Genomic DNA, 3820 nt, shown 5'->3' on the forward strand with positions numbered 1-3820 from the left:
GCTACCGCATGACGCACGAGGACGGCGCAGCGTTCATTTTCTCGAATGACGGCAAGCTGCAAACCATCTCTAATCCCGATGGTACGCAGGTAGCACAGCTTACCTACAACGGCGATGAACTGACCGAGATTGACGGCATTGCAGGCAGCTATACGCTGGCATGGTCGAACGGACATATTTCGTCCGTGACCGATAACGCAGGCCGCACCGTATCGTATGAGCATGACAACGATCTTCTGACCGGCGTTACCAATGCGGACGGTGATACGCTGCACTATACCTACGATGGCGACGGCTATCTGAACAGTGCTACCGACTTTGAAGGCGAAGTCTATATTAAGAACGAGTATGACGGCATAGGCCGTGTGGTAAAGCAGACATTTATCAATGCGGACATTCCCACTGTTTCTAACGTTTCCTATGACGATGAAGCGCGTGTTACGACCTGTGTAGATGCTAATGGGCTTGAAACGCGCTACTACTACGATAACCACCGCAACATTCAGAAAATCGGAACAGTTATCGACGGCACGGAATACACCACCGCCAACACCTATGACGGCGATTATCGCGCCAACTCTGCAAGCGACCGTCTGAACGGTGCAACCGCATACGAGTATGACAGCAATGGCAATGTGACGAAAGTTCGCTATGCGGACAATACCGCTATGACGCTGACTTATACGGTAGGCGGCGATATTGCGTCTATCACGGACGCGCTCGGCAATACGGAAACCTATACCTACTCCGGACACAGCTTGACCGAGTTCCGCGATAAGAACGGACATACCACTTCGTACACCTATAATGCACTCGGTCTGCCGATTACGGTTACGGACGCACTCGGCAATCAGACTACCTATGCGTATGACGATAAGGGACGGCAGCTTTCTGTCACTGACGCAGAAGGCGGCGTTACCAGCTTTGAATACGATGCCGTAGGCCGCATCGTTGCAGAGCATACCAAGGTGAGTGATACGGCTACCGCAACGACCAAGCATACCTACTCCAAGGCGGGCAAGCTGCTGAAAACCGTAGACGCGCTGGGCGGTGAAACCTCGTATGAGTACAATGCCAACGGCTTTACCACCTCGACCAAGGACGCGCTCGGCGGCACGGTAACGACCGAATACGGCACGAACGGCGAACCGCTCAAACGCACGGACGCGAACGGCAATGAAACCACCTATGAATATGACAAGGATACCGCACAGCTTGTATCGGTAACAGACGCAGAGGGCAACGAAACCCGCTACACCTACAACGACCGCGGCCTGCTTATCCAGACTACGGACGCAGAAGGTAATGCGACCACCTATGAATATGACGCACTCGACCGTGTAGCAAAGACGATTGACGCGCTGGACGGCGAAACGATCTATGCGTATGACAGCATGGGACGCACGGTTTCGGAAACCGACGCAGAAGGCAACAAGAAAACCTACACCTATGACGCGCTCGGACGAACCAAGACTGAAACCGACGGTGCAGGCAACAAGACAACCTATACCTATGACCCTGTTGGCAATCTGCTTGTCACAACGGACGCAAACGGCAATGAAACCAAGACCGAGTACAACGCCATCAATGCAGCGGTAAAGCAGATTGACGGCGAAGGCAACGAAACCACCTACACTTACGACAAGGTAGGACGGCTGCTGACCGAAACGGACGCACTCGGCGGCGTTACCGCGTACACCTACGACCTTGCGGGCAATCAGCTTAGTGTTACCGACCCCGAAGGCAATGTGACAAAGTATATCTATGACCTGCTGGGACGCGCCGTAGAGCAGATTAACGCAGACGGCAGCAAGACCCGCACGGTGTATGACGCGCTGGGACGCACGACAGAAAGCTATGACGAACTCGGCGGTAAGACTGCTACCACCTATGATGCGAACGGCAACCAACTCACCGTCACTGACCCGAAAGGCAACAAAACTTCGTATCAGTACAACCGCAAAGACCAGATTACTGTTATCACCTATGCGGACGGCGGCGAAACCCACTATACCTACAATGCGCTCGGAAATGTCAGCGAAGTAACCGACCAGAACGGCAATGCAACCAAGTACACCTATGACGCACTCGGCAGAACGCATACCGAAACCAACGCAGTAGGTGTTGTGACCGAATACGGCTACGACAAGGTAGGCAACACGGTTTCTGTCACCAAGGACGGAACAGTAATCGCAAAGAGCGAGTACGACGGTGCGTATCGTGTGATAAAAACGATTGACGGACTGGGTAATGCGGGAACAAAGCAATATGACGGCGTAGGCAATGTACTGGTTTCCACTGACCGTGAAGGCAATGCAACACAGTACACCTACGACAAAAACTATAACCTGCTCAAGACCACAGACGCAGAAGGCGGCGTGTCCTCGTCTGCTTATGACGCGCTGGGTCGTGTCGTTTCTGCAACCGATGAAAACGGCAATGCAACGACCTACACCTACGATAAGAACGGCAATGTACTGACCGAAACCGACGCACTTTCTGGTGTTGTTACCAACACTTACGACGCACGCGGCAGAGTAGCAGCAACCACGGACAAGCTGGGTGCAACGACTACCTACACCTATGACGCAGCCGGTAATCTCCGCAAGGAAACCGACGCGAATAATGCGTATGCCGTTTATCAGTATGATGCGAACAACAATCTCATTCAGTACACCAACCGCAACAACGAATGGGTGAAGTATGCGTATGACTGCATGAATCGGCAGGTCAAGGAAACCAACCAGCTTAACCATGCAACCGAGTACGAATACGACCTTGCAGGCAACCAGACGGCGGTGATCGACGGCAACAAGAACAAGGCCATATACACCTATGACGGCTTGAATCGTCTTGTTTCCAAGACCAACGCCGAAGGCGGTATGTTCGAGTACCGGTATGATTCGTTTGGCAACACCGCAGGCACGACGATGTACGGCGGCGGTGACGAGAAGGCCGCGACCACTTATGCCTATGATGCAGCGGGCAATCTGCTGACCGAAACCTCTCCGCTGGGCAGCGTGACTACCTACACGCATGACAAGGAAGGCAATGTGCTGACGCAGGTTGACGAAAACGGCAAGCAGACCGCGTACACCTACGACAAGTTGTATCGCATGGTTTCCCGCAAGGACGCGGATGGTACTGCGACCTTTGCCTATGACAAGGCGGGCAACATGACCTCGGCCAAGGATGGAAACGGCACGGTAGCATTTGCGTTCGACGCGCTTTCCCGCACCACCGCTGTCACAAATGAGGACGGCACGACCACGGCGTACACCTACGACGCGGCAAGCAACCGTCTGTCCATCACCTACCCCGACGGCAAGGCTGTTACGACCGCGTATGATAGTCTCGGCAATGTGAAGTCCCAGACCGACCATGACGGCACAGGCATTACCTACACGCGCGACGCGGAAGGACGCACAATCAAGGAAGGCCACAGCGACGGCAGCACGACCGAGTATGATTATAACGCCGCCGGTCTGCTGACGCTGCAAAAGGAAGTCACCAAGAGCAACAGCACACGCCGTCAGACTGCGTATACCTACGATGATGCGGGCAATATCGTAAGTGAAAACCGTTCCGGTGTAGACATTGACAAGAAGGACGAGTTGGTACGCTACTACTACGATAAGGCCAATCAGCTTATCCGCACCAATATCGAGGGCAAGAATACGAAGTATTCCTACGACCTCGCGGGCAATCTGCTTTCCGATGGTACGAACACTTACACCTACGATCTGCAAAACCGTCTGGTTAGCAAGACCGGCAAGGACGGTACGACCACTTATACCTATGACGCGGCGGGCAATCTGAT

Annotated in this window: 1 protein-coding gene; it reads left to right on the top strand. The window is 53.6% G+C overall.

Annotated features, from left to right (window positions below; translation table 11 throughout):
- The coding region (locus DXB00_RS15940; RefSeq protein ID WP_199697327.1) for an RHS repeat protein at positions 1 to 3820 on the top strand (3820 nt) is incomplete at both ends.

Origin of the sequence: Butyricicoccus sp. OF10-2 (genome assembly GCF_003481925.1) — a bacterium.
Classification (GTDB): domain Bacteria; phylum Bacillota; class Clostridia; order Oscillospirales; family Butyricicoccaceae; genus Agathobaculum; species Agathobaculum butyriciproducens.